At 71.0% G+C, this 22,329-nt stretch carries 20 protein-coding genes; 6 read left to right on the top strand and 14 right to left on the bottom strand.

The features are described from left to right. Positions 1-256 precede the first annotated feature (256 nt). The 3 genes from ACFFQA_RS24645 to ACFFQA_RS24655 form a co-directional block, all read right to left on the bottom strand. On the bottom strand, positions 257-1,315 hold the full coding sequence (locus tag ACFFQA_RS24645; protein ID WP_446681691.1) for a LacI family DNA-binding transcriptional regulator: 1,059 nt from the start codon (positions 1,313-1,315) through the stop codon (positions 257-259). 86 nt (positions 1,316-1,401) lie between these two features. Next, a complete protein-coding gene (locus tag ACFFQA_RS24650; protein WP_377856740.1) occupies positions 1,402-1,626 on the bottom strand; it encodes a hypothetical protein in 225 nt (74 codons plus the stop codon). After that, positions 1,619-3,034, bottom strand: a complete 1,416-nt coding sequence (locus ACFFQA_RS24655; RefSeq protein ID WP_377856742.1) for a PspC domain-containing protein — start codon at positions 3,032-3,034, stop codon at positions 1,619-1,621. The genes ACFFQA_RS24650 and ACFFQA_RS24655 overlap by 8 nt, the downstream gene beginning before the upstream one ends. Before the next feature lie 98 nt (positions 3,035-3,132). Between ACFFQA_RS24655 and ACFFQA_RS24660 the strand changes: the two genes are divergently transcribed. Further along, positions 3,133-4,518 (top strand): PspC domain-containing protein, encoded by a 1,386-nt coding sequence (locus ACFFQA_RS24660; RefSeq protein ID WP_377856744.1) that lies wholly within the window; start codon positions 3,133-3,135, stop codon positions 4,516-4,518. Between the two features lie 70 nt (positions 4,519-4,588). Then, positions 4,589-5,305 (top strand): response regulator, encoded by a 717-nt coding sequence (locus tag ACFFQA_RS24665; RefSeq protein WP_377856747.1) that lies wholly within the window; start codon positions 4,589-4,591, stop codon positions 5,303-5,305. Here the strand turns inward: ACFFQA_RS24665 and ACFFQA_RS24670 are convergent, their stop codons facing one another. Together ACFFQA_RS24670 and ACFFQA_RS24675 are read right to left on the bottom strand one after the other, a co-directional pair. After that, positions 5,306-6,856: a serine/threonine-protein kinase gene (locus ACFFQA_RS24670; RefSeq protein WP_446681692.1), complete on the bottom strand. Its 1,551-nt coding sequence runs from the start codon at positions 6,854-6,856 to the stop codon at positions 5,306-5,308. A gap of 88 nt (positions 6,857-6,944) precedes the next feature. Beyond that, positions 6,945-7,874, bottom strand: coding sequence for a DMT family transporter (locus ACFFQA_RS24675; RefSeq protein WP_377856753.1), 930 nt, complete (start codon positions 7,872-7,874; stop codon positions 6,945-6,947). A 107-nt stretch (positions 7,875-7,981) separates the two neighbouring features. Between ACFFQA_RS24675 and ACFFQA_RS24680 the strand changes: the two genes are divergently transcribed. Continuing rightward, positions 7,982-8,890 (top strand): LysR family transcriptional regulator, encoded by a 909-nt coding sequence (locus ACFFQA_RS24680; protein ID WP_377856756.1) that lies wholly within the window; start codon positions 7,982-7,984, stop codon positions 8,888-8,890. 9 nt (positions 8,891-8,899) lie between these two features. Here the strand turns inward: ACFFQA_RS24680 and ACFFQA_RS24685 are convergent, their stop codons facing one another. The 6 genes from ACFFQA_RS24685 to ACFFQA_RS24710 all read right to left on the bottom strand — a co-directional run bounded on the left by ACFFQA_RS24685 (position 8,900) and on the right by ACFFQA_RS24710 (position 14,919). Further along, the gene (locus ACFFQA_RS24685; protein ID WP_377856759.1) at positions 8,900-10,594 is read right to left on the bottom strand and encodes a serine/threonine-protein kinase; all 1,695 of its coding nucleotides are present in this window, start codon (positions 10,592-10,594) and stop codon (positions 8,900-8,902) included. A gap of 143 nt (positions 10,595-10,737) precedes the next feature. Continuing rightward, positions 10,738-11,646, bottom strand: coding sequence for a hypothetical protein (locus ACFFQA_RS24690; RefSeq protein WP_377856762.1), 909 nt, complete (start codon positions 11,644-11,646; stop codon positions 10,738-10,740). A gap of 149 nt (positions 11,647-11,795) precedes the next feature. After that, entirely contained in the window at positions 11,796-12,638 is an 843-nt protein-coding gene (locus ACFFQA_RS24695) for a hypothetical protein (RefSeq protein ID WP_377856765.1), read from the bottom strand. A 167-nt stretch (positions 12,639-12,805) separates the two neighbouring features. Next, positions 12,806-13,732, bottom strand: coding sequence for a hypothetical protein (locus tag ACFFQA_RS24700; protein WP_377856768.1), 927 nt, complete (start codon positions 13,730-13,732; stop codon positions 12,806-12,808). Positions 13,733-13,759: 27 nt separating this feature from the next. Continuing rightward, positions 13,760-14,494, bottom strand: coding sequence for a PIG-L deacetylase family protein (locus ACFFQA_RS24705; protein ID WP_377856771.1), 735 nt, complete (start codon positions 14,492-14,494; stop codon positions 13,760-13,762). Between the two features lie 116 nt (positions 14,495-14,610). Further along, on the bottom strand, positions 14,611-14,919 hold the full coding sequence (locus tag ACFFQA_RS24710; RefSeq protein ID WP_377856774.1) for a hypothetical protein: 309 nt from the start codon (positions 14,917-14,919) through the stop codon (positions 14,611-14,613). A 117-nt stretch (positions 14,920-15,036) separates the two neighbouring features. Here ACFFQA_RS24710 and ACFFQA_RS24715 point away from each other — a divergent pair, with 117 nt between their 5' ends. Continuing rightward, positions 15,037-16,188 carry an arginase family protein gene (locus ACFFQA_RS24715; RefSeq protein WP_377856777.1) on the top strand — a complete coding sequence of 384 codons (1,152 nt, stop codon included), beginning with the start codon at positions 15,037-15,039 and terminating at the stop codon, positions 16,186-16,188. Between the two features lie 7 nt (positions 16,189-16,195). On the opposite strand, the gene ACFFQA_RS24720 is transcribed toward ACFFQA_RS24715, so the two are convergent. After that, complete coding sequence (locus tag ACFFQA_RS24720; RefSeq protein WP_377856780.1) at positions 16,196-16,483, bottom strand: chorismate mutase; 288 nt, start codon at positions 16,481-16,483, stop codon at positions 16,196-16,198. 288 nt (positions 16,484-16,771) lie between these two features. Between ACFFQA_RS24720 and ACFFQA_RS24725 the strand changes: the two genes are divergently transcribed. Together ACFFQA_RS24725 and pcrA are read left to right on the top strand one after the other, a co-directional pair. Continuing rightward, entirely contained in the window at positions 16,772-17,587 is an 816-nt protein-coding gene (locus ACFFQA_RS24725; RefSeq protein ID WP_377856782.1) for an SdrD B-like domain-containing protein, read from the top strand. Positions 17,588-17,659: 72 nt separating this feature from the next. Continuing rightward, the gene (pcrA, locus tag ACFFQA_RS24730; protein ID WP_377856785.1) at positions 17,660-20,050 is read left to right on the top strand and encodes a DNA helicase PcrA; all 2,391 of its coding nucleotides are present in this window, start codon (positions 17,660-17,662) and stop codon (positions 20,048-20,050) included. Positions 20,051-20,217: 167 nt separating this feature from the next. On the opposite strand, the gene ACFFQA_RS24735 is transcribed toward pcrA, so the two are convergent. Beyond that, the gene (locus ACFFQA_RS24735; protein WP_377856788.1) at positions 20,218-20,799 is read right to left on the bottom strand and encodes a M23 family metallopeptidase; all 582 of its coding nucleotides are present in this window, start codon (positions 20,797-20,799) and stop codon (positions 20,218-20,220) included. 408 nt (positions 20,800-21,207) lie between these two features. Then, entirely contained in the window at positions 21,208-22,251 is a 1,044-nt protein-coding gene (locus tag ACFFQA_RS24740) for an esterase/lipase family protein (RefSeq protein ID WP_377856791.1), read from the bottom strand. Positions 22,252-22,329 lie beyond the last annotated feature (78 nt).

The raw sequence follows: 22,329 nt of genomic DNA on the forward strand, positions 1-22,329 counted from the left end.
CCCGCCCGCTGTCGTTTCTGAAACGGTCGAGGCCGAGTCCTGCAAGCGGTGACACCACCTCACCGCCCTGACGCCCTCACCCGCCTGCCTCCCATTTCGCGTTATGGAGCCTTAACGCGAAATGAGAGCGCTCTTTCGCACGTCAAGGTGACAAAACGCGAAAACCCCGACCACGCCAGCCAGTCCACGCACACACGGCGGCATGGGTCGGCGCGCTGCCTCGGACGGAGCATCGGGCCGACCTGCGGGACAGGCGCTAGGCCGACTGGCGGCGGACGAGCTCGACCGGCAGCACCTCGCGTCCCGGTGCGATGTCCTCGCCGGCGAGCAGCTGGAACAGCCGCTGGACCATCGCGCGCATCTGCTCCGCCGAGTCCTGCTTGATCGAGGTCAGCGGCGGGTCGGTGTAGGGAGCGATGGTCGGCTGGTCGTCGAAGCCGACCACGGCCACGTCCTCCGGCACCCGCTTGCCCGCGGCGCGCAGCGCCCGCAGCGCGCCGACCGCCATCAGGTCGCTGGCGACGAACACCGCGTCCAGCTCGGGCACCCGAGCCAGCAGCTCGGCCATGGCGCGTTCACCACCGTCCTGGGTGAAGTCGCCCTGGGCCGTCCACGCCTCGGTGCGCGCGGCGTCCGCCCCGGTCGCCTCCTGCCAGCCCCGCAACCGGTCCCGGGCGGACTGCTCGTCGGCGGGGCCGAGCACGCTGACCACCGTGCGGCGGCCGAGGCCGAGCAGGTGCTCCGTCGCGACGCGGCCGCCCGCGACGTTGTCGTTGTCCACCGAGTGCACCTCGGACTCCGGCAGCCACGGCTTGCCGCCGTAGACCGACGGCAGCGGCAGCTCGCTGATCTGCGCGGGGAGCGGGTCGTCGCGGTGCGGTGCGAGCACCAGCGCCCCGTCGACGTGTCCACCGGAGAGGAAGCGCAGGATGCGGCCGTGGTCGTCGCCCTGGTCGGCCAGCATCAGCACCATCTGGACGTCCAGCGTGGACAGCTCGGTGGCCGCACCGCGGACGACGGTGGCGAAGTACGGGTCGGCGAAGAACTTGTTGTCCGGCTCCGACAGCACCAGCGCGATCGCGTCGGTGCGCCTGGTGACCAAGGTTCTCGCCGCCCGGTTGGGGATGTAGCCGAGCTTGCGCACTGCAGCGTGCACTGTCTCGCGCACCCCCGGGCTCACCTTGGGGGAGGAGTTGATTACTCGGGAGACCGTTGCTCTGGAGACGCCCGCCGCGTTGGCGACATCCTCCAGCGTCGGTCGGCTGATCCCTCGCGATGTGCTGGACAGCTCCGTCACCCCTATCGCCTGCTCGATCTCGGGCAACCTATGCGAAGGTGCCGTCGTGGGTTGTACACCCAACCAACGGCACCGCGCACTCCCTGTGACCAGGTCTTGAGCTTTCAGCGCTTCCGCTGTGGCCTGAGTGTGTTGATCAGCATAAGCGACCCCACGAGCACCGCGGCGCCCGCGAGCAGCCAGTTCGGCTCGATGATGTCGGAAATGTCGCCCTTGGTGAAGCCGTAGAGCGCGGCCCACGCGGCCACCAGGCCGACCAGGAACACCACCACGCTGAAGCCCCTGCGCGAGTTCGGCTCGCCGCCCTGCGGCTGCTGCTCGTCAGCCATTGACGACCTCCAACTTTCCGCTGTTGATCGAGGCGAACAGCGTGATCATGCCGCCGCCCGTGCTGTCGTCGGCGCCGAGGCTGCGCGCGGTGCGCCGGATGTCGCTGCCGCGCCCCACCTGGCCGAGGCAGTCCACCGTGCCGCTGCTGGCGGTGCAGCTCACCTCGACGTCGGTGTTGTTCTTCGGCAGCGTCACGTGCAGGTTGCCCTGCTCGACCCGGGCGTTGATCCGCACCGGCTGGTCGGACGGTGCCGGGGGCAGCTGGCTGAGGTCGAGACGGGCGGTGCCCTTGGTGAGGGTGAAGGAGCCCGACGACGACCCGCCGACCGTGCTGCCCCGCTCCAGTTCCTCCCAGGTGGTCGGCGTCCAGGTCTGGCTGCCGTAGTAGTTGTCGTAGTAGTCCTGCGACGAGGTGTAGGTGGACATGTAGTCCCGCCAGTTGGCGTCGTTGGCCAGGGTGACCGTGGCCGCGATGGCCGGGACGGCCAGCAGCACCAGGCCCTTGCCACCCCTGTTGAAGGCCCCGAAGATCAGACCGGCCGCCAGCACGGCGGTCACGGCGCCCGCCGCGACGTAGTCGGCCACCCAGCCGTTGACCACGCCGAGGCCCATCACGCCCGCGACGATGATGCTCACCGCGACGGTGACCCCGGTGACCTTGGAACGCGGCTGCGGCTGCGGCTCGATCTCGTCCTCCACCTGCCGGCTCGGCTCTGGGAGGTCCCACGCGAACGGCGCGGCGCCCAGCGGGTCCCACGCCGGCGGGTTCTCCTGCGCGTTCTCGCTGCTCACAGGCCTCGCCGGGGCTGCGCCGGCGTCGGCGTGGCCGACCTGGTCGGTCTTCATCGTCTCGGTCTCCTGGTGACCGGGCGTCCGGAAGGCCTCGGTGCGCTGCTCGGAGCCCTGGTAGCCGTTGTCGGTGGTCATCGGGGTGCTCACCACGACGGGACCGGTCGGGTGGAGCGGAGCTTGTGGTTGCCGGTGCGTGCCGCGGTTCTTGTGCAGCACGTAGAGCCCGGCACCGAGCGCGGCGATCATCAGAGCCGACCAGACGTGCAGGGCGGCCAGCAGGCCGCTCAGCGGCAGCAGCGACAGCGCGACCAGGATGGTAGCCAGCGCCGACGTGGAGCTCGTGCCCCTGCCGAGCAGCGCCCCCGCCGGGGAACCGGTGTCCCCGTCCTGGGGGAAGAGCAGGACGGCGAGCAGGTACAGCAGGATGCCGAGGCCGCCGTAGATGGCGAACACGACGAAGGCGACCCGCACCAGAACCGGGTCGATGCCGTACCTGTTGCCAAGGGCCGCCGCGACGCCCGCGACCTTGCGGCCCGTTCTGGGGCGGCGTGGCCGCGTCTTCCAGAAGTCCCGCAGCGTCTCCTCGACGCTCATGTTCCCGCCTGTCCCGTTCACGTGGTCAAGAGTGCCGCCGCGCCACCACGGTCACATCGGGGAGCACCCCTGAAATCACCTCTCGGGGTTCCGCTCGGGTGCTTCGGGGTTGTTCCCTGATGACCGCGCGCTCGCGCACGTGTGACCATTCCAGTGTGAATGCGCAGGTCCATAACGGCGAGACCGGCAAGGTCCCCGGGTTGTCGGCGCTGACGGCGGCGCAGCACGGTGAGGCGCCCAAGCTGTTCCGCCGACGTCGAGGCAAGATCGTCGCGGGCGTCGCGGGCGGGGTCGCCGACCACATCGGCATCGACGTGCTGTGGGTGCGCATCGGGTTCACGGTGCTCTCCGGGATGCTCGGCGCCGGTGCGCTCGCCTACGCGCTGCTGTGGATCTTCGTGCCGCAGCAGAAGCGGTGGGGCGGCGTCGAGGACTCGCCCAAGCAGCGGCAGCAGGCGATCGGCGTCATCACCGTCGGCGTCGGCCTCTCCATCGCGGTGCTCTCGATCAACAACAGCATCAACCCCCTGCTGGCGGGGGCCGTCGCCGTGTCACTCGTCGGAGCCGGGCTGGTCTGGCGGGAGGCCGACGACGCCCAGCGCAGGCGCTGGCGGGACGGCGCCCGCTCCGGCATCACCGGGGTGGTGCTCGGCACGGGTGGCTGGTCCGGCACGACCCGCGTGCTGGCCGGGGTCGCGCTGGTGGTCGCGGGTCTCGCGGTCTTCCTGAGCAACAGCGCGGGCATCGGCCAGGTGCAGTTCGTCCTGCTCGCGGTGATCACCACGCTGATCGGGGTCGCGGTGCTGACCGTGCCGTGGTGGGTGCGGCTGGTCCGGGACCTCAACGAGGAGCGCCGGGTCCGCATCCGGACCGAGGAGCGCGCGGAGATCGCCGCCCACCTGCACGACTCGGTGCTCCAGACCCTCGCGCTGATCCAGAAGCAGGCCGACACCGCCCGCGAGGTGCGCAGGCTCGCCCGCGGCCAGGAACGCCAGCTGCGCAGCTGGTTGTACGGCCCCTCCGGCTACGGCGCGCGGACCAGGAACGACGCCGACGACGAGGACGGGACCACGGGACCCGGGTTCTCCACGGTTCCCGGCAGCACCCTGACCGAGGCCGTGCCCGCGGCGTGCGGCGAGGTCGAGGACACCTTCGCGATCACTGTCCAGCAGGTCGTCGTCGGCGACTGCCCGGTGGACGAGAAGATCGGCGCGCTGGTGCAGGCCGCCCGCGAGGCGATGGTCAACGCGGCCAAGCACGCCGGGGTCGGCGAGGTCAGCGTCTACGCCGAGGTCGAGGAGGACCGGGTGCACGTGTTCGTGCGCGACAGGGGCAAGGGCTTCGACCCCGCTACGGTTCCCGGTGACCGGCACGGGCTCGCGGACTCCATCCACGGCAGGATGGAACGGCACGGGGGCTCGGTTCGGCTGAGGACGGCCCTCGGGGAGGGCACCGAACTCCAGCTGATCATGCCGAGGAGCCCTAGCAAGGAGGCACGCACGTGAGCCAGCTCGCGAGCGAACTGTCCAACACAGCAGCGCCGCTCGCGGCGCACCGAGCCCGCGAGGTGTTGCCGTGAGCGAGAACGAGCAGACCGGAGCCGAGCAGCCAGCCGAGAACGCCGCGGCGCCGGCGCGGACCGGCCCCGTCCGGGTCTTCCTCGTCGACGACCACGCGCTGTTCCGCACCGGGGTGAAGGCCGAGCTGGACGCGGCCAAGGACCAGGTCGAGGTGGTCGGCGAGGCGGGCTCGGTCGACGAGGCGGTCGCGGGCATCGCGCACTTCAAGCCGGACGTGGTGCTGCTGGACGTGCACATGCCGGACGGCGGCGGCGCCGAGGTGCTGCGCCGGGCCCGGCCCGCCCAGCCCGAGGTGGTCTTCCTGGCGCTGTCGGTCTCCGACGCCGCCGAGGACGTCATCGCGGTGATCCGCAACGGCGCGCGCGGCTACGTCACCAAGACGATCTCCGGGCGCGAGCTGGCCGACGCGGTGTGCCGGGTGGCCGAGGGCGACGCGGTGTTCTCGCCGAGACTGGCCGGGTTCGTGCTGGACGCCTTCGCCGACCGTCCGGGGGCGGCGCCCATCCGCGACCCCGAGCTCGACCTGCTCACCCCGCGCGAGCGGGACGTGCTGCGGCTGCTGGCCAGGGGCTACGCGTACAAGGAGATCGCCTCGGAGCTGTTCATCTCGATCAAGACGGTCGAGACGCACGTGTCCAGCGTCCTGCGCAAGACGCAGCTGTCCAACCGCTACGAGCTCTCCCGCTGGGCCTCGGACCGCCGCCTGGTCTAGCTAGCCGCCGCTGCCGCCTGCCTTGATGGTGCCGATCTGCACCTGGTTGCCGTTGACCACGACGGTGACCAGGTAGGCGGCCGACGTCGCCTTCTCGCCCTTCTTCTTGATCTTCAGGGTGAGGTGCACGGTGTCGCCGGTGACCCGCTGCTTGCCCTGGATCTTCACCGTCTCGACGTCGGCCCACTCCTCCTGGAACGCGGCCAGCTCGGGGCGGGTGGACGGCGCGAACCGCTGGTACGCGGCGGTGGTGTTGCCCGGAAGCAGGTCGTAGAACTGCCGCACGGCCTCCTTGATCAGCCGGTTCCTCGGCGGCTCCGGTGGCTCCGGGGTCGTCGTCGGACCGGCTGGTTGCTGGCTCTGGCTCGGCTGGACCGCCCCGCCCGCGCCACCCGGCTGTGTCGGCGCGGCGCCGCCGGCGCTGATCGGCACGCCGCCCGGGCCCTGCGTGGGACCGCCCGGCACCGCCGGGCCGGGCGCGCCCGGTGAGACGCTCGTTCCGGGCAGGGCCGGTCCCGTCGTCGAGGTCCTGGTGTCATTGGCCGGCTGCCCCGCGGTGGCCACCGACTGCTGGTTGTTGACCAGCAGCGAGGTCACCAGCGCGCCGGTCACCGCGGCGAACGCGGTCGCCACCATGATCACGCCCGCCCGCTTGCGGCGCTGGGTCTTCTCCTCCAGCGCCTGCGGCGAGCTCCAGTTCGGCACCGCCACGATCTTGGGCCGGGAGCCGCCGGCGATGGCCTCCAGCATCGGCAACGTCTCCGCCGCAGTCGGCCGGGCCTTCGGGTCGCGGGTGAGCAGGCAGGCGAGCAGGTCGGTGAGCTCCCCGGCGCGCTCCGGCTCGCGGACCTCGCACGCGGCGACCGCCCGCAGCAGCGCGAAGGTGTTCTCGTTGAGCCCGAACGGCGGCACGCCCTCGACCGCCGCGTAGAGGGTGGAGCCGAGCGAGAAGACGTCCGAGGCCATGCCCGGCTCCTCGCCGTCGGCCACCTCGGGCGCCAGGTACGCGGGGGTGCCGGAGAGCATGCCGGTCTGGGTCAGCGTGGCGTCCCCGGTGGCGCGCGAGATGCCGAAGTCGGTGATCTTGACGGTGCCCCCGGGGCCGATGAGCACGTTGCCCGGTTTGATGTCGCGGTGCATGATCCCGGCCTCGTGCGCGGCCGCGAGCGCGGTCGCCACCTGGAAGCCGATCTTGGCGACCTCGCGCGGCTCCAGCGGCCCGCGCTCGTGCACCAGGGCGGCCAGGCTCTGCGACGGCAGGTACTCCATCACCAGCCACGGCACGCCCTGGGACTGCACGACGTCGAAGACGGTGATCGCGTTCGGGTGGTGCAGGCGGGCGGCGATCCGGCCCTCGCGCATCGCGCGGAGCGTGGCCTCCTCGGCTTCCTCCGCGTCCATGCCAGGCGGCAGCAGCAGCTGCTTCACCGCGACCGTCCGGCTCAGCAGCTCGTCGGTGGCCCGCCAGACGATGCCCATCGCCCCGCTGCCGATCCGGTCCTCCAGGCGGTACCGACCAGCGAGCGTGTGATCTGCGCCATCCACGGTCAGGCAGGCTAGAGCGTTAGGGGGTGCCAAAGCGAACCGTTGGCCCAATCCGCGACCCACCTGTGAGCAATCACCCACTGTGCGGGGTCGGCTACTCCGCGGTAACCTTCGCCGTTTCGGCTGGCGGAACGACGACCGGCGCCTTCGGTCGCCTTGGCCGGGTGAGCATCACGCCACCGAGCACCACGAGCATGCCGAGCACGACCCGCAGGCTCAGCTCCTCGCCGAGCACGACGGCGCCGAGCGCCACCGAGACCACCGGCATCAGGTAGGTCACCGTCGAGGTGGCCGTCGCGCCCTCGTCGGCGATCAGCCGGACGAAGAGCATGAACGAGAAGCCGGTGCCGAACACCCCGAGGATGACCGCGGCGAGCAGGCCGCCGGTGACCTCCCAGTGCACCGGCTGCATCCCGCCGACCGGGATGGCCAGGGTGACCAGCGCGGTCGCCATGATCATCTGACCTGCCGCCGTCGAGGTCGGCGACATGCCCTTGCCGCTGAGGTTGCGGCCCACGTACACCGCGCCGATGCCGTAGCTGAGCGCGGCGACCAGGATCGCGATGCTGCCGGGGATGGCGGAGCCCGCGCCGTCGCGCCACGGCGCGAAGATCAGCATGACGCCCGCGAAGCCGAGCATGAGGCCGAGGATTCGCAGTGGCCCGAAGGACTTCTCCTGGCCGACCGTCACGGCGATCAGCAGCGTCCACAGCGGGGTCGTCGCGTTGAGCACGCCGGCCATGCTGGAGTCGACGGTCTGCTGCCCGACTCCGAAGAGGATGAACGGCAGCACGTTGGCGAACAGCGCCGCGACGCCGAGGTGCAGCCAGGTCCGCCCGCCGCGCGGCAGTCGCAGCCGCATCGCCTTGCAGATCGCGACCAGGACCAGCGCGCCGAGGCCGACGCGCACGAAGACGATCTGCACCGGCGAGAGCGCGCCGAGCGCGAGCTTGATCCACAAGAAGCTGGAGCCCCACAGCAGGCCCAGCACGCCGATCCTGACGAGGCTGCCCGAAGACGTCACGCGAACTCCCAAGTTCGTAAGTTGCCGAACCAAGAGTGCGCCGGAGAAAGCGTCAGGACAAGTGAATACTTCTGCACAACTGTTAAGCGGAACTGTAGGATTCCAGCATGTTGGACGTCCGCCGCCTGCGCGTGCTCCTCGCCGTGGTGAGCACCGGTTCGGTCAGCTCCGCCGCGGCCAACCTCGGCTACACACCGTCGGCGATCAGCCAGCAGATCACCGCGCTGGAACGGGAGGCCGGGTTGTCGCTGTTGCAGAAGGCCGGTCGAGGCGTGCGCCCCACCGCCGCGGGCCGCCTGCTCGCCGAGCACGCCGCGGTGATCACCAACAAGCTCGCCGAGGCCGAGACCGCACTGGCGGACCTGCGCGCCGGGCGCACCGGCCGGATGCGGGTCACCTACTTCACCACGGCGGGCGCGGTCCTGGTGCCGCCCGCCGTCGCCGAGTTCCGCCAGGAGTTCCCCGCCACCGCGCTGGACCTCACCGTCACCGATCCCGAGGACCCGATGCAGGAGGTCCGGGCCGGTCGCGCCGACCTCGCGATCACGGTCCAGCTCGGCGACACCGATCCCAGCGTGCCGGGCCTGCGGTTCGAGCACCTGCTCGACGACCCCTACCGCGCGGTCCTGCCGCGTGGGCACGTGCTGGCCAAGCACCGCGTGCTCGACCTCGCCCAGCTCGCCGACCAGCCGTGGGTGGACAACGAGCCGCTGCCGGGCCAGTGCCGCGAGGTGGTGCTGGAGTCCTGCCGCTCCGCCGGGTTCCAGCCGGACTTCGCCGTGCAGGCGGGGGAGTACATCAGCGCACAGGGCTTCGTCGCCGCCGGGCTGGGCGTGACGCTGATCCCGGCGATGGGCCTCGGCGCGGTGAACCCCAACGTCCTGGTCCGCAGGTTGCGCAACCCCGAGCCGGTGCGCCGCATCTACGCCGCCACGACGGAGGCGGACGCGGAGAACCCGGCGACGCTCGGCCTGCTGCGCGCGCTCCGTGCGGCGGCCGTGGCCGCCGCACGATGACGGCGCGCGCTACTTGCTGTTGATGCAGACCTGGTCGTTGTCGGTCGACATGTGCAGCTTCTTGGTCTCCGAGATGGGCTCATCCGAGCCCTTGTAGACCGTCTCCATCTCGAAGGACACGGTCTTCTCACTCGACATCTCTACATCGCTGATCTTCACGCTCTTCACGTTCTGCCAGTACGGCTTGTAGGAGTCGTACGGGTTCTTCTGCTTGAAGCTGCTGCAGAACTTGGAGTAGGCCGCCTCGATGTTGCCCGGCAGCAGCTTGTAGTAGTTCTTGACCGCGTTGACGTAGTCCTTCTCCGACGGCGTCGCCTTGGACGTCGTGGTGGTGGGCGGAGTCGTCGTGGTCGTCTCGCTCGTGGTCGTCGTGGCCTTGGGGGTGGTCGTCTTCTTCCCGGTCGTCGTGATCGCGGCGTCCGGCACCTGGGGCGCCGAAGTCGCGCCACCACCACCGCCACCGTCATCACCACCGATCATGTTGCTCAGCAGGATGCCGAGCAGCGCGGCCACGATCACCGCGATGACCGCGATCACGATCGGCCGGGTGTTGGACCTCGGCTCCTCGCGCTCCTCCCGCCGGTCGCGGTCGGTGCCGGGGCGGCTGCCACCACTGCGGTTGGCCGAGCCGTTCATCGCGCCCATGCCGCTGGTGGTGGTCGCGCCCGGGCCGACCCTGGTCGACGGCGCGTCGCTGAGCGGCCGGGCGTCCAGCCGGGTCATCGCCGGGTTGTTCGACGGCACCGGGGTGCGCGGGTTCAGGTTCGGCCCGCTGCGCAGGCCGGGGTGCATCGCCTGGGTCGGCGCAGCGGGGCCACCCGGGATCTGGGCGGTCGGCGGGACGGCGCCCCAGCCCTGCGGCGGCGTCGCCAGCGGGGCGGCGCGGCCCTCGGCGATCGCGCGCAGCGACTCCGACGCCTGGGTCATGGTCGGCCGGTCGGTCGGCTGCGGCCGCAGCAGGTGCATCAGCACCGCGGTCATCGGTCCCGCGTGCTGCGGCGGGCGCACGATGCCCGCCGCGACCAGGTGCAGCAGCGCCAGGGTGTTCTCGTTCAGCCCGAACGGCGGCTCGCCCTCGACGGCCGCGTAGAGCGTGGAACCCAGGGAGAACACGTCCGAGGCCGGGCCGGGCTCGTAGCCCTTGGCCACCTCGGGCGCCAGGTAGGCGGGCGTGCCGGCGAGCATGCCGGTCTTGGTGACCGTGACGTCACCGGTGGCCCGCGAGATGCCGAAGTCGGTGATCTTCACCGAGCCGTCGTCGCCGAGCAGGATGTTGCCCGGCTTGACGTCGCGGTGCACGATCCCGGCCGCGTGCGCCGCGGCGAGCGCGATCGCCACCTGCGAGCCGATCCTGGCCACCTCGCGCGGCGGGAGCTTGCCCTCGTCGTAGACGACGGCGGCGAGGCTGCGCGAGGGCAGGTACTCCATCACCAGGCACGGCATGCCGTTGTCCTCGGCGACGTCGAAGACGCCGATGGCGTTGGGGTGCTGGAGCCGGGCGGCGATCCGCCCCTCCCGCATCGCCCGCTGCTTGGCCTCCTCGGCCTCGCCTGCCTCCATGCCGGACTGCAACAGCAGCTGTTTCACCGCGACAACGCGGTGCAGTCGTTCGTCGCGGGCCTGCCAGACGACGCCCATGGCGCCCGCGCCGATCCGTCGTTCCAGCCGGTAGCGCCCGGCGACCAGGCGACCTTCGTCGCTCACGCTGCCGCCTCGCTCTGCTCGGTCACCGTGCGGCTCCCCGTGTCGGTCACGGCACCCAGATTAGGGCCTTCACCCGTTCGGGTGGTTGTTCGCCCAGGATGCCGATTGTGTTCCCAAGTCCGAAAAGGGGACGTTTCTCCAGATCAGCGGTTGCGTGCTGTGAGAACTGTTGCGTCGGCGATACGCGGCGCTGACTCTTCCGTGACCGCGATCCGCTGCACCGTGCGCACCCTGCGTCCATCAGCCCAGACGTAGTCGACGACCACCCGCGCGGTGTTGGCGCCCGCCTCCTTGACGTCGCTGACGGTGGCGGAGCGCACACCCTTCCACGACTCCTGGAACTCCTCGACCCCGCCGCCGCGCATCTGCGGGGCGAGCATCTTGTAGGCCGCCGCGGGCTCCTCGGGAGCGGTGCGGAAGAAGCCGGTGAGCAGGTCGAGCACCGGGTCCAGCAGCCCGCCGTTGCCCGCGGTCTGGGTGGGCCTGGTCGGCTGGGTCGTTGTCGGCCTGCCAGGACCGGTCGTCGGCTTCGCCGTCGGGGTGCCGGTCGGCTTGCTCTCCGTGGTCGGCGCGGGCTGCGTCGGCTGGCCTGGCTGGGAGCCCGAGCCGCCGCCCGCGTCGCCGGAGCCGCCCGAACCGGTGGAGCCGCCACCCGCGGAGCCACCGCCGGGCTGGGTGCTCTGGTGCCCACTGGTCGGCTCGGGAGACGGGGTCTGGCTCTCCTCCTCGTCGCCGATGCCCTCCGGGGCCGCGGTCGCCGCCTCGCCGATCACGTTCGGCTGCAGCGCCCGCCCGCCGGTGAAGTAGTTCTGCGCCCGGGAGGTGTTCTGCGCCTGGCCCTCGTCCTGACCGGTGAAGAGCACGGTGCCCGCCACGATCGCGCCGCAGAGACCGATGACGCCGACCGCGACGCCGAGGGCCCGCACGACCGTGCGCTGGCTCGCGGGCCGCTGGTCACCACGGCCCTCGCGGTGCAGCAGGTCGGCGACGAGCACCTGCGTGCGCTCCGCGGTCTGCCGACGTTTGTCGCTGTCCTCGGATCTCCCAGCCACGTCCGCCTCACCCTTCAACCGGAACACTCAACGTGACTGGGATACCGGAAAACGGCGGCGAATGTCACCAATTCGGAGGTACTGGAAAACGTGTGACGCCCATTCGGAGCAATGTCGCTGGTCCAACGTCGCAGCGATGCCGGTCGGCGTCAGCTCTGCTGCACGGACAGCAGCTCCGCCGCCACGATCTGTCGCGGCTCCGCCGCGCCGAGGGTCAGCAGCTGCTCCATCCGCAGCCGCGTGCCGTTGGCCAGCTCCAGCGTCATGGTGCTCAGGACGCCGTTCTTGCCCTGCTCGACATCCTGCAGGCGCACGGACTTCACGGTCTCCCACGCCTTGAGGAAGGCCGCGCGGTCCGGGCCGATCAGCTTGGTGTCCAGCATCTGCACCGCGAGCTCGGGCCGGTGCTGCAACCGCTGGAAGAACTCCTGGACGACCTCGACGGCGGTGGTCGGCGTGACGGCGTTGGGCTGCCAGGTGCCGGTCGGCTTGGCCGTGGTGGTGCCGGGCCGGTTCGCGGCGGGCTGCCGGTTCAGGGGCTTGGTGTCGGTGTTCGCGGACGAGGCGGTGGCCTTGGTCGCGCCGACGAGGCGGTCGAGCACCAGGTCGGGGCGCAGCGCGAGGGCGCCGTTGAGCTGTGGGGCCTGGTACTGGGTGCGGGGGCCGTGCGGACCGTAGTCGGCGGTGATCACCGAGGCCGCGACCACGGAGCCTGCGAGCAGGAGCGCGCCCACGATGATGCCGAGCACCCGCAGCGGTTTGAGCAGCGGGTGCTCACGCGGATCGGGCTCCGGCTCCGGGTCGGCGAAGTAGACCGGGGCCGGGGTGGGCGTGGTGGGCTGGGTGCTGCTGTAGAGCTCGGAGACCAGCTGCTGGCTGTCGGTGACCGATCGCGCAGGGCCCCGTGCGGGGGCGGGCTGCTTCCTGATCAGTTCCGCGACGGTGACCGCACCGGCGCGCTGGTGCCGGCGACCTGTGGTCGAGCGCTCCACGGTGGCTGCCTCCGTACGTTCTGTGGTCGGCAGAACTCGTATCGTCACATCGGCCTCGGGCGCGACACTCTGATGTGAGTTCACCTGTTCGGAGCGCCGAACGGTCGATTTGGACCAGTCGAACGGGTCAATGGTTACTTCGGGTAGTCAGTTTAGAGGTGAGATGCTCACCGCTGGACCGTGGACACCAACCGTTCGGCGTCGACCAGCGGGGCGGCGTTCGGGAGGAACCGGAGCTCGCGTTCCTGGACCACCACGGTGCCGTCCTTGTCCTTGATCTCGATCACCGACGTGGTGACCCCGCGCACCGGGTCCACGCGCATCGCCTTGAACTCGACCGTGTCCTCCAGCTTGGTGAACCGCTTCTCGAAGGACGGCAGTCCCTCCTTCTTCAGCTCCGGGCTGGTCAGGCTCTCGAAGGCCTGCTGCACGTCGCTGGAGACGGTGGAGAAGAACTTCACGGTGCTCTCGGTCAGCTGTCGCACCGGGATCAGCTCGGGGCCGAACGAGGGCACCGTGGTGACCGGCGGGGTGGTCATGCTCGACGTGGTGGTCGGGGTGCTGCTGGCGGAGGTGTTGTTCTCCGGCGACCTGCCGGCGGTGCGGCGTGGTCCGCCGGAGCCGCCGACGCCCTCGGCGTCCCCGCCCGTGGCGTCCTGGGTGCCGGTCGGGCGCACCGCGGCGCGGCCGCTGGTCTCCGTCTGCCGCGCGGGCGTCGTGGTCGTGGTCGCCAGCATCAGCTCGCTGGGGTAGGCGGGCAGCGCGTTGATCCGGTCGATGACGTCCTTCGGTCCGACCAGGGTGACCGCCACGGTCACCAGCACCACGAGCACGATCGCGGAGGACAGGCCGGAGAACCAGGCGGCCCGCTTCCACGTCGGCGGCGGTGTGACCGAGGCGGGGACCATGCCGAGGTCGAGCTTGCGCAGCCCACCGGTGTTGGTGTCGTCGAGGGGGTCGGCCGCGGGAGCGGCGTCGAGGCCCGCCGCGCCGGTCCCGGTCGCGTCGGGTGTCCAGGCCAGCGCATCGGCTGCCTGGCGGTGCCGCCCCCGCTGGGGTCGGTGCCGCTGCGCAGGCCCCTGCCCGCTGTCCATCGCGAAATCCCCTTTCGCGCCCGTGGGTCAGCCGGTGTGGACGATCTGGAACGTCTCGGCCAGCCGGCCCGGTGGCAGACCGTGCCGCGCGGCCGCGTCCGCCAGGAAGGTCCGCATGCCTTCCTCAAGTCCATCGGCAGCGCCGGTCTGGGACTTGTGGGAACGCAGGGCGGCCATTTTCGCCGCCATGGTGTCGGTGATGTCGACGGCGTGGTTGCGCCGTTCCAGCGGGCCGTCGGCGAGCCAGAGCTCGCGCACGGTCCACGGCTCCAGGCCCTCGGCGAGCAGCTCGGGGTGGGCGTGCGGGTTGCGCGCGTCCGGGTACACCGCCGCGAAGGCCGCCTCACCCGCGGCCCGGTGGTCCGGGTGGGAGGTGACGACGTGGTCCCAGTTGAACTCCGGCGACCACGTCAGCACCCGGTCGGGGCGGAAGGTCCTGATCACCCTGGAGAGGTCTCGGCGCAACTCCATCGAGGGAGTGAGCCTGCCGTCCGGGTGGCCGAGGAAGTGCAGCTCGCTGACGCCGACCACCTCGGCCGCCGCCCGCTGCTCGTTCTCGCGCAGCCTGGCGACCTGCTCGCGCGGGGTGCCGGGATCCCCGGTCGCCTCGCCCGAGGTGCACACGCAGTACGCGACCTCGATGCCGTCGGCGGTCCAGGTGGCCACGGTGCCCGCGGCCCCGAAGTCGACGTCGTCGGGGTGTGCGCTGATGACGAGCGCCCGGTCGATCCGGGAACCCTGAACCTGCTGTGCGCTCGTCATCTTGCACAGAGTAAATCCGGGCCGATTGTGGTTGCGCTACGGGGCCGGTTTGTCACCCCGTGTAACACCCGGTCGTGTGGTGCGGCGTTGATCAACTTCCGCTACCGGGGCAAGGGTCAGCTCCCGCTGCGGAACCGCTGCTGGGTCTCCTGCAGCGCCTTGGTCGCGGCGACGCCACTGCCCGCGCCGGTCAGGATCGCGACCACGTCGAGGAACGCGCCGCCGCCGGTCAGGAACAGCGACAGCAGCGCCACCCCACCGGTGAGGCCCACGATGCCCCAGCGCCCGCTGACCCACTGCGAGATGTGCGCGGCGCCCGCCCTGCGCTTGGCCGCGGAGCTCAGCATGGCGAGGTAGCCGCCGTGCACGACCGCGGCGACGACGGCGAGGACTGCGACGATCACTGCGATGAGGTGCAACACCATGTGCTCCAGTGTGCGCCCTCATCGCAGCGGTGCACGCCGCGCCAACCCTGAGAAGCCCCTGATATTCGATCCGATACTCGACTGCGTCCACGCGGTGGTGGCCCGTAGCCTGCGCCGGTGGACGTGTTCTGGCACGAGGACTGCTTCGCACACGACGCCGGACACGGCCTGTGGGAGCTGCCCGGCGACTGGTCGTGGCTCGACGTCGCCGAACAGCACCCGGAGAACGCCGACCGGCTGCGCACCATGCTGACAGTGCTTCGGCGCGGACCGATCGCCCCGAAGCTGACCTGGCACGAGGGCCGCGCGGCCACCGAGGACGAGCTCGCGACCGTGCACGAGCGCGGGTACCTCGAAGCACTGCGCGCCGCGTGCGCCGGTCCTGGCCGGGTGGCGCTGGAGGAGAACACCGTTGTCGGGCCGGGCTCCTGGCCCGCGATCCTGGCCGCCGCGGGCACCACGCTCGCCGCGATGGAGGCGGTGCTCGACGGTCGCACGACGCTGGCCTACGCGATGGTCCGGCCGCCGGGGCACCACGCCCAGCCCGCCGCGGCCGACGGCTACTGCATGGTCAACAACATCGCGCTCGCCGCGGCCGCCGCCAGGAGACGGGGCGCCGCGCGGGTGGCGATCCTCGACTGGGACGTCCACCACGGCAACGGGACCCAGGAGGCGTTCCTGGACGACCCGGACGTGCTGACGATCTCGGTGCACATGCGGCACGGGTCGTGGGGGAGCAGCCACCCGCAGACCGGCGCGCCCGACGAGCTCGGCGCGCGCGGCCGCAACGTCAACATCGAGCTGTCGCTCGGCGCGGGGGACACCGCGTACCTCCGTGCCCTGGACGAGGTCGCGGCGCCGTTGCTGCGAGCCTTCCGCCCCGAGGTCCTGTTGTGCGCGTCGGGTTTCGACGCGAGCGCCTTCGACCCCAACGGCAGGCACAACGTCACTGCCGAGGGGTATCGCGCTGTCGGCCGCAGGGTCGCCGGGCTCGCCGACGAGCTCACCGGCGGCCGCCTGCTGCTCACCCAGGAAGGCGGGTACCAGCGCGGGTACGCGGCGGTCTGCCTGCACGCGCTGGTGGAGGGGTTGCTGGGGGTCGCCCAGGAGCCGCTCGTGGGATCAGGTGTCGACACGCTGTCGCTGCCCGACCCGATCGCCTACGTGCCGGACGACGCGGTGCGCAACGCGGCGGTGACCGATGCCGACCTGGCCGCCGTCCGCGCCGCGCTCGCCCCGCACTGGCCGGGAGTCTTCCCGGCTCCCTGAACCCGGATCAGCGGCCGAGGCGGCCACGACCGAGGCGCAGCAGCAGCATGCCCAGCTCGCGGCCCTCGGGACCGAGGTCGCGGAAACGGGCGAGCACGGCCATCTCCCGGCTGTAGACGATCTTCGGGCCGCCGCTGGCCATCCTGGCGGCGCCGATGGTCTGCGAGACCTCGCTGCGGCGCTTGATCAACCGGAGGATCTCGGCGTCCAGCTCGTCGATCTCCAGCCGCAGCGCGTCGATGTCCTGGGCGGGGCTGGACCCTGCGGTCTGTTCGCTGTCCGCGGTGGCGTTCATCTCTCATGCTCCCTGGTGGGTCTTCGGAGTTCTCGGGCCCCGGAAGCAGAAAGCCCCGGGTCCTTCCGGACTCCGGGGTGTGCCGTGGTCTAGAGCGCGCTCACTCGGCCACGGGCACCGGAGTCCGGTACCCGTAAAAAAAGTAGAAGCCAGAGCGAAGCACGAACACAGTCTCGCACGTCGTGGCGCGCGCGTCGAGCGGGGCCATTCGAGTGGGAGGCAACAGGATCCCTCGTCCGGCGTCCTGATCGTCGTCATCGTGAATGCTTCCCAGCCTGGAGGACCACCTTGAGAAGCACCACCAGAAGCGTGGCGGCCGCCGCGCTCGCGCTCTGTTCGACCATCGCGCTGACCCTGCCCGCTTCGGCCTCGGCCGAAGCCTCGGCTACCGGACTCGTCTGGGCCGACACCGACTTCGACGGCGTCCAGGACGAGGGGGAGGCCGGGGTCGGGGACATCACCATCGCCGCCTACCGGGCCGACAACACCGAGGCGGGCTCCGCGGTCACCGACAAGTCCGGTCGCTACTCCCTCCCGCTCACCGGCGGCCCTTACAAGCTGAGGCCGAAGTCGCTGCCGTTCGCCAACACCGTTACCCGGCCCGACGTCGGCGACGACGCGCGGGACTCCGACTTCGACTGGAACGGGTGGGAGACCGCGTCGTTCTCCTGCGCTCCCGGCTGCCCGACGGCCGACCTCGGCCTGGTCCCGCGCAAGCAGGACATCGCGATCGCCGTCGCTCCCAACGACAAGATGACGAGCAGGAACAACAGCTTCCCCGTCGACGTGACCGTGAGCAACGTGGGCACGGTCCCCAACGGTGCCGACTGGATCGACGTCGGCATCCAGCCCGGCCTGGACATCACCTCGGCGAGCGGAGACGGCTGGGCGTGCAAGATCGACAAGGACGCCGCGTGGCCGAACCTGTTCTGCCGCTCGGAAGCCGGCAACGACCCGGGCACCAGCCGCCCGCCGATCCGGGTGTGGGTGAACCCGACGGTCGAGCGCGGTGACCTCAACATGGACTTCGGCGTCGCCGGGTTCCGCCGCTCGGAGTCCGTCTTCACCAACAACGTCGCCACGCTGAGGGTCCGCGTCAGCTAGGCGATCTTGGTCGCCGCCCGGGGGCCGGGGCGGCGGGAGCGGCCGGTGCGGCCGAGTAACCTTGGACCCACCATGGACACCCTGTTCGAGGTCACCCGGCCAGATGACGACCAGCCCCCCGCCGCTCGCTTCCCCGGCCCGGAAGCGTTGCTGGACGGACTGAACCCCCAGCAGCGCGCCGCCGTCGAGCACAGCGGCTCGCCCCTGCTCGTCGTCGCGGGCGCGGGGTCGGGCAAGACGAAGGTGCTCACCAGCCGCATCGCCTATCTCCTCGGCGCGCGCGGGGTTCACCCCGGCCAGATCATGGCGATCACCTTCACCAACAAGGCCGCGGCGGAGATGAAGGAGCGCGTCTCCGCGCTCGTCGGCCCGCGCGCCAACGTGATGTGGGTGTCCACGTTCCACTCGATGTGCGTGCGGTTGCTGCGCCGCGAGGCGAAGAACCTGGACCTGCGCAGCTCCAACTTCTCGGTCTACGACGCGGACGACTCGCGCCGGTTGATCACCCTGGTCTCCCGCGAGCTCGACCTGGACCCGAAGCGCTACCCGGCGCGCACGCTCGCCGTGCACATCTCCAACCTCAAGAACGAGCTGATCGACCCGGTCGAGGCCGCCGACCGCGCTGGCAACGACCTCGAACGCCGCGTGGCCGAGGTCTACACCGCCTACCAGCGCAGGCTGACCGAGTCGAACTCCTTCGACTTCGACGACCTGATCATGCGCACCGTGCGGCTGCTGCAGACCAGGCCCGACATCGCCGAGCACTACCGCAGGCGGTTCCGCCACGTCCTGGTCGACGAGTACCAGGACACCAACCACGCGCAGTACGAGCTGGTGCGCGCGCTGGTCGGCACGGGTGACGAGGACGGCATCGAGCCGGGCGAGCTGTGCGTCGTCGGTGACGCCGACCAGTCGATCTACGCCTTCCGCGGTGCCACGATCCGCAACATCGAGGAGTTCGAGCGGGACTACCCGCAGGCGCGGACGATCACCCTGGAACAGAACTACCGCTCGACGCAGACGATCCTCACCGCGGCGAACACGGTCATCTCCCGCAACTCCAACCGCAGGGAGAAGCGGCTGTGGACCGACCTCGGCGACGGCGACAAGATCGTCGGCTACGTCGGGGACAACGAGCACGACGAGGCCGCGTTCGTCGCCTCGGAGATCGACCGGCTCGTCGACACCGGTGACGCGAACTTCTCCGACATCGCGTTGTTCTACCGCACCAACAACAACTCCCGTGCCTTCGAAGAGGTGTTCATCCGCCTCGGCCTGCCGTACCGGGTCGTCGGCGGGGTCCGCTTCTACGAGCGGCGCGAGGTCCGCGACGCGCTGGCCTACCTCCGGTTGCTGTCCAACCCGGAGGACACCGTCAGCCTGCGCCGCATCCTCAACGTGCCCAAGCGCGGCATCGGCGACCGCGCCGAGGCCTGCGTCGCCGCGCACGCCGAGCGGGAGCGGGTGTCCTTCGCCGCCGCCCTGCGCGACGCGGCCGACGGCAAGGTCAGCCTGCTCAACCCGCGCTCGCAGCGGGCCATCGCCGGGTTCGTCGAGCTGACCGACGAGCTGCGGGCGCTGGTGACCGACGGCAAGGACGTCGCCGAGGTGCTGGACACCGTGCTGGAGCGCACCGGCTACCGCGGCGAGCTCGAAGCCAGCGACGACCCGCAGGACGCCTCGCGGGTGGACAACCTGACCGAGCTCATCACCGTGGCCCGCGAGTTCGTCCAGACCGAGGCGACCGCCCCGGAGCCGGAGGAGCCGGTGATCGACGACGCCGGGCAACCGGTGCAGGGGTCGCTCGAGGCGTTCCTGGAGCGGGTCTCGCTGGTCGCCGACTCCGACCAGACCCCGGACGCGGGCGACGGCGTGGTCACGATGATGACGCTGCACACCGCGAAGGGCCTGGAGTTCCCGGTGGTGTTCTGCACCGGCTGGGAGGACGGCCTCTTCCCGCACCAGCGGGCTCTCGGAGACCCGGCTGAGCTCGCCGAGGAGCGCCGACTGGCCTACGTGGGCATCACCAGGGCCCGGCAACGGCTCTACGTCTCCAGAGCGCTCGTGCGCTCGGCGTGGGGACAGCCCATGGCCAACCCGGCGTCGCGCTTCCTGGACGAGATCCCCGCGGACCTCGTCGAGTGGAAGCGGGTCGAGCCGGTGCGCTCCGCGCCGACGGCGGCCACCCGCTGGGGCAGCAACCGCTCGCAGGTCGGCGGCGGCGACTCGGCCCAGGCGGGCCTCGGGGCCCGCGGCATGCGCTCGACCCCGTTCAAGGGCTGGCAGGACACCCCGGCGATGAAGCTGGACGTGGGCGACCGGGTCACCCACGACAAGTACGGCCTCGGCACGGTCATCGCCACGGACGGCTCGGGTCCCCGGGCCACGGCCACGATCGACTTCGGCACGGGCGGCACGGTCCGCCTGATGCTGATCGGCGGAGTCCCCCTCACCAAGCTCTGAGCGCGGCCTGACGCGGCGGAGAACCCTGCCGTGTGGTCCAACAGGGTGATGTGACCACCGGTGTGTTTGGCGAGCCTCCTGGCGGCTATTTCACAAGGGGAACGCAAACGCCGGGTGTGCGCCGGGGCGCACACCCGGCGAAAGCGGATGTCGGGGGAACGAGGGCGTTACTTGACGAAAACGCCGCGCTCGTTCAGCCAGGGCAGCGGGTTGATCTTGCGTCCGGCCGAGTTCCACACCTCGAAGTGCAGGTGCGGGCCCGTGGAGAAGCCGCGGTTGCCCATGGTGGCGATCTGGTCGCCGGCCTTCACCTTCTGGCCCTGCTTGGCCAGGATGCGGTCGACGTGGCCGTAGACGGTGATCGTGCCGTCCTTGTGCAGCACCCGGACCCACAGGCCGAAGCCGCTCGCGGGGCCCGCCTCCAGGATCGTGCCGTCGGCGACCGAGACGATCTTGGTGCCGATCCGGTTGGCGATGTCCAGGCCGTAGTGGGTCGCGCCCCAGCGGGCGCCGTAACCCGAGGTGAAGGTGCCCTCGGCGGGCTTGACGAACTTGACCCGGTTGCGCTCGGCCTCTTGCTCGGCGCGCTTGGCCAGCTCCGCCTTGAGCTGCTGGCTCTTGGTGAGCTTCTCGACCTCTAGCGACGGGTCCGACGTCTGGGTGGAGAGCGGGAGAACCTCCGGGGAGGGGGCGTCGCCGCCCATGCCGAACGCCGCGACGGCGCTCCTGCCGGATGCCAGCGGAGCCACTTCGTCTGACGCGGAAGCGGTGTTCCCGCCCGGCGCGAGGGTCTGACCGGCGCCCGCGGCGACGAACGCGCCTGCCGCGACGGCCGCTACGACGACCCTGCCGCGAAGTGCTGACGGAGGCGGCGGGAGGCGGTGAGCGCCTCTGGGCCGCGAGCCCGTCTGCGACAAGGCTTCTTCGAGTGCCGGGGAGGATTGACCGCCGCCCGGGGTGCGGTGTTGCGCCAAGGCCTGCCCTTCCGTCTTCGGGGAGTCCGGGTGGACCTACCGGGCGGGGGATCCCGGAGAGCCGGCGGGATACCGACTCAGCGTCCTGGTTTGTGACCGGACCGTGACAACGGACGGCGGCGACAGTAGCCAAGGGGTACCCCTACGGGCAAATCCCTGATCGGGTTATCTGCCGTTCGGGCTTCAGGCGGAGGAGTGTGACCCGCTGCGATAACGGAGCGTATCTTCCTCCCTGTGATCCAGATCACAAGCAACGTGCGGATGGGTTGGACGTCTGTAGTCCGACCGCGTGAGCGCGGTGAGCACCGCGTGCACCGTGCGCCGCGCGATGGGCAGCGAAAGGTGGCCCACGTCACTGAGTCGGTGTTCCTCGATGTCCAGGTCCTCGTGCTCCAGGCGGGCGTTGACCTGCGGAATCACCACTTCGTCCAGCTCGCTCCACAGCACGACGAACCGGGTGCGGCAGCCGGGAGCCGGCTGCGTCAGCTCGCTCATCAGCTCCGAACCGGGGCGTAGCTCGCGGACCAGCTTCGTCGGCAGCAGGTAGGCCGAGAGGGTCCCGCTGTGCGGGGTGCCGAGCGTGATCAGCGTGCGGACCCGCTCGTCGCCGCCCTGGCGCTGCACGTAGTACCTGGCGATGATCCCGCCGAGCGAGTGTCCGACCACGTGCACCGAGTCGGAGCCGGTCTGCTCGCACACCCGCTCGATGTGCTCCCCGAGCTCGGCCGCCGCGCTCCTGATGTCGCCGGTGACCGCGGTCAGGACGCTGTAGTTCACTGCGTGCACCACGCCGAAGCCGCGCCTGCGCAACGCTCCGGAGAGCACCGCGAAGATCGAGCGGTTGTCGCCGATGCCGTGCACCAGGACGACGGGGGTGCCCGCGCACTCCAGGTTCGACACGACGAGCCCGCGTTGCGTCGGCGGCAGCTCGTCGGTCCGGTAGCGCTCGTAGTGGCCGCCGGGGCGCAGCTGCTCGGCGATGGCGCCCCAGGGGTAGAGGACGGCGTGCGCGGCGAGCCAGGTCGCCTCGACCGCGGCGCCGCGCAGGCCACCGAGGCTGGCGATGCCGCGCAGCACGACGCCGACGCCGTCACCGACTGCCTTCGCGGTCTCGACCGCCGTCGCAACGCCGCTCGCGGGGTCGAGCACGAACCCGGCGGCACGACGCGCTTGGCCGAGGAGGTGTTCTCCCAGCTCCTGCACTCCGGACCTCGCGATCTTCCCCATAGAGTGAAGGTAGGTGATCTGTGCCACTCTCACGTCGGCAGATCGGCTTCTTTTTTCGCGATTACCCCATTACCGCGA

Origin of the sequence: Allokutzneria oryzae (assembly GCF_042429765.1) — a bacterium.
GTDB lineage: Bacteria > Actinomycetota > Actinomycetes > Mycobacteriales > Pseudonocardiaceae > Allokutzneria > Allokutzneria oryzae.

Coding starts and splice junctions, on each gene's coding strand:
- ACFFQA_RS24740 (WP_377856791.1), bottom strand. CDS start 22,251: ATGGGGAAGATCGCGAGGTCCGGAGTGCAGGAGCTGGGAGAACACCTC.
- ACFFQA_RS24710 (WP_377856774.1), bottom strand. CDS start 14,919: ATGGTGTTGCACCTCATCGCAGTGATCGTCGCAGTCCTCGCCGTCGTC.
- ACFFQA_RS24705 (WP_377856771.1), bottom strand. CDS start 14,494: ATGACGAGCGCACAGCAGGTTCAGGGTTCCCGGATCGACCGGGCGCTC.
- ACFFQA_RS24660 (WP_377856744.1), top strand. CDS start 3,133: ATGACCGCGCGCTCGCGCACGTGTGACCATTCCAGTGTGAATGCGCAG.
- pcrA (WP_377856785.1), top strand. CDS start 17,660: ATGGACACCCTGTTCGAGGTCACCCGGCCAGATGACGACCAGCCCCCC.
- ACFFQA_RS24680 (WP_377856756.1), top strand. CDS start 7,982: ATGTTGGACGTCCGCCGCCTGCGCGTGCTCCTCGCCGTGGTGAGCACC.
- ACFFQA_RS24720 (WP_377856780.1), bottom strand. CDS start 16,483: ATGAACGCCACCGCGGACAGCGAACAGACCGCAGGGTCCAGCCCCGCC.
- ACFFQA_RS24700 (WP_377856768.1), bottom strand. CDS start 13,732: ATGGACAGCGGGCAGGGGCCTGCGCAGCGGCACCGACCCCAGCGGGGG.
- ACFFQA_RS24650 (WP_377856740.1), bottom strand. CDS start 1,626: ATGGCTGACGAGCAGCAGCCGCAGGGCGGCGAGCCGAACTCGCGCAGG.